This window comes from Couchioplanes caeruleus (assembly GCF_003751945.1).
Classification (GTDB): Bacteria; Actinomycetota; Actinomycetes; order Mycobacteriales; family Micromonosporaceae; genus Actinoplanes; species Actinoplanes caeruleus.
The window spans coordinates 1157658-1163381 of the sequence record NZ_RJKL01000001.1 but is presented as its reverse complement, the minus strand read 5'-3'; the positions used below and the strand labels follow the sequence as shown (position 1 = coordinate 1163381).

The following is a 5724-nucleotide window of genomic DNA, read 5'->3' as shown; positions in this document are numbered from 1 at the left end:
CCTTCCCGAGGGAGCAAGCCATGACCATCGGCACACTCATCGACGCGGCGGTCGGTCCGATAGCGGAGGGCATGAGCCCCACCCCGCACCGCGACGCCGAGGAGCTGTACGCGCTTGCGGCCGGCATCGACGTCGCGGACATCGATCGCGACGGCGAGCCGGACGAGCAGACCACCGACGAGTTCCAGCGCCTCACCCGCAGCCGCGTCTCCGGAGTGCCGATGGCCTATCTGACCGGTGTGGCCCCGTTCGCCGGGCTGGAGCTACGGGTCGGCGCAGGCGTCTTCGTGCCCCGGCGTGACTTCAGCGACGTTGTTGAGCCCGTCCTGTCCCACCTCACCGGCGTCACCGCGCCCGTGGTCGTCGACCTGTGCGCGGGCGCCGGGGCGCACGCCCTGGTGATCGCCCACCGCCGCCCCGACGCCGAGGTGCACGCGGTGGAGATCGACGAGGAGGCGTACGGCTTCGCCGAGCTCAACGCCGCCGAGCGCGTGGCCGGGGGCGACACCGGCATCCACCTGCACCGGGGCGATGTCACGCGTCCCGGCGTGCTGGCCGATCTGGACGGCACGGTGGACGTGGTGGTGTCGAACCCGCCGTTCGTGCCCGAGCAGGCGCAGCTTCCGCCCGAGTTCGCGGTGCACCAGCCGCGGATCGCCGTCTTCGCCGGCGGCGACGGCCTGGAGGTGATCCGCGGCGTCATCGACACCGCGGCCCGACTGCTGCGGCCCGGCGGCCGGCTCGTTCTGGAACACGGCCACCTGCACGGCGAGACGATGCCGGCGCTGTTCGCCGCGGACGACCGCTTCACGGACATCGCGCTGCACACCGACCAGTTCGGCTACCCGCACTACGTGGTCGCCACCCGCGTCTGATCAGGACGCGTCGTCCATCAGGCGGAACAGCTCGTCGTCGCTGGCGGAGTCAAGATCCAGGCGTCCGCCCGCGAGCGCCCGCAACCGCCCGGACGCCGCCGCGTCCAGGGTCGCCCCGTCGGCCAGCCTGCGCTCCAGGCGGGTGATCAACTCGTCCACCGAGGTCTCCGCGGTGGACGCGAGGGACTTGCGGATCAGCCGCACGACCGCGTTCGGCGTCGGGTGGTCGAACACCAGCGTGGCGGGCATGGTCACCCCGGTCCGCGCCATCAGCCGATTGCGCAGCTCGATCGCGTTGACCGAGGTGATGCCCAGCTCGACGAGCGGACGGGAGGGGTCGATCACGGCAGGGATGCCGTCGCCCAGCACCGCCTGGAGCTCGGCGGAGACGATGCCGAGGACCACATCGTCCTGCTCGACCTCGCCGAGCCCGGCCAGGCGGGTCGTCAGCGACGGCGCGGCCGCCACGGCCGGCTCGGGGATGCTCAGCGACGCGGACGGGGCGGCGCAGACCCAATACCGTTGGTGCTGGAACGCGTACGTCGGCAGCGGCACGGCCCGCGCGCCGGGCAGCACCGCGGCCCAGTCCACCCGTACGCCGGCGCCGTGCAGGCGGGTGACCGCCTCCAACAGCGCCGAGTCCTCGGCGCGGTCCCGGCGGGCGGCGGGGATGACCGTGCCCTCGATCGCGGGCGCGAGCACCGCGTCCGGCCCGACCTCGAGGAAGGTGGTGACCCGCTGGCCCTTGAGCGTGGTGACCACGTCGGCGAAGCGGACCGTGTCGCGCACGTGCCGCACCCAGTGCTCGGGGCCGGCCTCGGTGACCGGCGCGCCGGTGGTGTCCGAGATCAGCGTCAGCGCCGGCGGATGGTAGGTGAGTCCCTCGATGGCCGCACGGAAGTCGGCCAGCATCGGCTCCATCAGCGCCGAGTGGAAGGCGTGGCTGACGTTCAGCCGCTTGGTCCGTGCGAAGCCGGCCGCCATCGCCTCGACCGCGGTCGCCTCGCCGGACAGCACCACGGCGTCCGGGCCGTTGATCGCCGCGAGGGACACCCCGTCGGTGAGCGTGATGTCCGCCTCGGCGGCTTGCACGGCGATCATCGTGCCGCCGGGCGGCAGCGCCTGCATGAGCCGGGCCCGCGCAGCGACCAGCGTGCACGCGTCGGTCAGCGACAGCACCCCGGCGACGTGGGCCGCGACGATGCCGCCGATCGAGTGCCCGGCGACCGCGTCCGGCCGTACGCCCCACGACTCGAGCAGGCGGTACTGCGCCACCTCGAAGGCAAAGATGGCCCGCTGCGCATCGCCGGTGCGGTGCAGGTCGTCCCAGTCGATGTCGCCGAGGTGTGCACAGGTCTCCTCGAAGGCGGCCGCGAAGACCGGGAAGCGGGCGGCGAGCGCCCGTCCCATTCCGGCGCGTTGGCTGCCCTGCCCCGAGAAGACGACACCTAGCTTGCCGTGTACGTACTCACGCCGGGTGATCTGCGGTCCGCCGGCCCCGTCGGCGAGCGCGTCGAGCTGCTCCGCCGCCGTGATCACGGCCTGATACTCGTGCACCGCGCGTCCGGTCGCCAGCGCGTATGCCACGTCGGCGGTGGCGGCGGGCATCCGCGCCCGATGGTCGGCGAGGCGGCGGGCCAGGGCCCGCAGGGCGGCCTCGCTGCGGGCGGTGAGCAGCCACGGCGCCGCGCCGGTCCCGGTCGTCGCCGGCGCCGTGGCAGGCACCTCCTCGAGGACCACATGGGCGTTGGTGCCACTGATCCCGAACGACGACACGGCCGCCCGGCGGCGATCGGTGGCGGGCCACGGCCGGGCCTCGGTGAGCAGCCGCACCGAGCCGCGCGACCAGTCCACCTTCGTGGACGCGACCTCCGCGTGCAGGGTTCGCGGCAGCACTCCGTGCCGCATGGCGAGCACCGCTTTGATCACCCCGGCGACGCCGGCGGCCGCCTGGGTATGGCCGATGTTCGACTTGACCGAACCGAGCCACAGCGGACGGTCCGCGGGGCGGCCCTCGCCGTACGTGGCCAGGATCGCCTGCGCCTCGATCGGGTCGCCCAGCGCGGTGCCGGTGCCGTGCGCCTCGACCAGGTCCACGTCGGCGGGGGAGAGCCCGGCGTCGGCCAGGGCCTGCCGGATGACGCGCTGCTGCGACGGGCCGTTCGGGGCGGTCAGGCCGTTCGACGCGCCGTCGGAGTTCACCGCGGAGCCGCGCACCACGGCGAGCACCGGGTGCCCGTTGCGGCGGGCGTCGCTCAGGCGCTCCAGCAGCAGCAGTCCGGCGCCCTCGGACCAGGCCGCGCCGTCGGCGCCGTCGCCGAACGACTTGCACCGCCCGTCCGGCGCCAGGCCGCGCAGCCGGGAGAACTCCACGAACGATTCCGGGGTGGCCATCACCGCGGCGCCTCCGGCCAGCGCCAGCGACGACTCGCCACGGCGCAGCGACTGGCAGGCCAGGTGCAGCGCGACCAGCGACGACGAGCAGGCGGTGTCGATCGTCATGGCCGGGCCGTGCAGGCCGAACTGGTAGGCGATACGGCCGGACATGGCGCTGGCCGAGCGCCCGATGGCGAGCAGGCCCTCCAGCTCACCGGCCGCCCCGCCGGCGTAGTCGTGGTACATCGCGCCGGTGAAGACGCCGGTCTGCGATCCCCGTACGGTCTGCGGGTCGATCCCGGCCCGCTCGAACGCCTCCCACGCCGCCTGCAGCATGAGCCGGTGCTGCGGATCGGTGGCCAGTGCCTCGCGGGCGGAGAAGCCGAAGAAGCCGGCGTCGAAATCGGCCGCGTCGCGCAGGAAGCCACCCTCGCGGGCGTACGTGGTGCCGGCGTGGTCCGGATCGTCGTCGAACAGGGTGTCCAGGTCCCAGCCGCGGTCGTCCGGGAAGGCGGAGATGGCGTCCACCCCGCCGGTGACCAGATTCCACAGCTCCTCAGGGGAGCCGACGGCTCCGGGCAGGCGGCAGGCCATGCCGATGATCGCGATCGGTTCCCCGGGCCCGGCCGTGCGGATCGGCACCGGGTCGTTCTCGTGCCGGCCGACCAGATGCCGGGCCATGGCGATGGGGGTGGGGTGGTCGAAGGCGATGGTGGTGGGCAGGTTCAGGCCGGTCGCCTCGGCGATCGCGTTGCGCAGGCGGATCGTCCGGATGGAGTCCAGCCCGGCGCCGCGGAAGCTGTCATCCGGTCCGATGCCGACGCCCTCACCGACCTCCGCGACGCAGGCGAGGACCAGGTCCAGCGCGTCCTGCAGGTCGCCCGGGTACGCCGCCGGGCGATCCGGGCGTGTGCGCAGCAGATCCTCCAGCGCGCGCCGGTGCAGTTTGCCGGCGGGCGTACGCGGCAGTTCCGGCAGGAAGATCAGGTCGAGCGGGATCTTGTAGTCGGCGACGCCGAGCCCGCGCAGGAAGTCGGTGACCGTCGCGATGTCGACGCGGCCGCGGGCAGCCTCGGTGACCACCAGGCACGGAAGCTCGCCGAGGCGAGGGTCGGCCTGAGCGACGACCGCCTGCGGCCCGATACCGGGCAGGTCGGCGAGCAGGCTCTGCACCTCCACCGCGCTGACCTTGCGGCCGCCCACGTTGATGATCTCGGCGGATCGGCCGTGGAAGACGATCCGGCCTTCCGGGCCGACCGCGGCCATGTCCCCGGTTCGCAGCCAGCCGTCCGTGGTGAGCGACGCGGCGGTCAGTTCGCGGTCGCCGTAGTAGCCGCGGAACAGGTTCGGTCCCCGGTATTGCAGCTCGCCGGCGACGCCGTCCGGAACCGGACCACCGTCGGAATCGCGGATCCGCAGCTCGGAACCCGGGCCGGGCCGGCCGATCGTGGTGGCCGCCACCATCGGATCGTCGCCGGCACGGGTACGCGTTCCCGTCCCCAGCTCCGACATGCCCCAGACGACGACGACCGCGGTGCCCAGCGCCGTGCGGACGTCGCTCACCGCGGCCGGCGGCAGGGCGGCACCCGCGGTGCGCAGTTCCCGCGGTGCGAAGCCGGCGGGCTCGCCGCATTCGGCGAGTCGCGCGACCAGGTCGTAGATCTGGGTCGGGACCAGGAACACCACGCCCGGCTGCGCCGACCGCCCGAGTGCGAGGAAGCGGTCCGCGTCCCAGCCGTCCAGGATGGTCTGCGGACAGCGGGCGAACAGCGCATGGTGGACCGACTGCAGGCCGAAGAGGTGGCTCATCGGGCATGCGGTGATGATGCCGGCCGCGAAGGACTCGGCCGCCTCGGCGGTCACCGGGGCGATGTTGGACAGCAGCCCGTCGTGGTGATGCACGCAGATCTTCGGACGCTGAGAGGTGGTGCCGGACGACGGGATCAGCACCATGGGCGACTCCGGAAGTACCTCGACCGGTTCCGGCCGGTGCCCCTGCCACCGCGCGGCGGCGGTCCACAACGCGTCCAGGGAGAGGACGACCCGCAACGACGGCACCCCGGCCTGCACCTCGGCCGCCGACCCGTCGGCGGTCAGGACGAAGGCGACCGGGTCGACGCGGCGCAGCAACGCGAGCACGTCGCGGGTGCCACTGCCCATGTGCACCGGCATCAGCACCGCGCCGATCTCGGCGACGGCGAGATGCACCGTCTGGAAGCCGGTGCCGTTCGGCAGCTGGACGGCGACCACGTCACCGGGTCCGACGCCCGCCGCCTGGAGCGCACACGCCACCGCGTCCACCTCGGTACGCCATTGGCGCCACGTGGACGACCGGTCCCCCTCCCGCAGCGCGACCGCGTCCGGGTCGGCGGCCACCGCGGCGGCGAACACGGCGGGCAGGGTGTATCCGCCGAGATGGTGGACGAGTTCCTCGGGCGGGTCCAGATGGTAGTCCGCGGTCGTGATCGGCATG

General features: G+C 73.5%; 2 protein-coding genes. One reads left to right on the top strand and one right to left on the bottom strand.

Going from position 1 to position 5724, the window contains the following annotated elements:
* The first annotated feature begins 20 nt into the window (after positions 1–20).
* Entirely contained in the window at positions 21–875 is an 855-nt protein-coding gene (locus tag EDD30_RS05480; protein ID WP_071802612.1) for a N5-glutamine methyltransferase family protein, read from the top strand.
* Here the strand turns inward: EDD30_RS05480 and EDD30_RS05475 are convergent, their stop codons facing one another.
* Positions 876–5723, bottom strand: a complete 4848-nt coding sequence (locus EDD30_RS05475) for a type I polyketide synthase (RefSeq protein ID WP_071802613.1) — start codon at positions 5721–5723, stop codon at positions 876–878.
* Position 5724 lies beyond the last annotated feature (1 nt).

What these genes read in the sequence shown, in the direction of transcription:
- EDD30_RS05475 (WP_071802613.1), bottom strand. Translation starts at nt 5,723, where the DNA reads ATGCCGATCACGACCGCGGACTACCATCTGGACCCGCCCGAGGAACTC.
- EDD30_RS05480 (WP_071802612.1), top strand. Translation starts at nt 21, where the DNA reads ATGACCATCGGCACACTCATCGACGCGGCGGTCGGTCCGATAGCGGAG.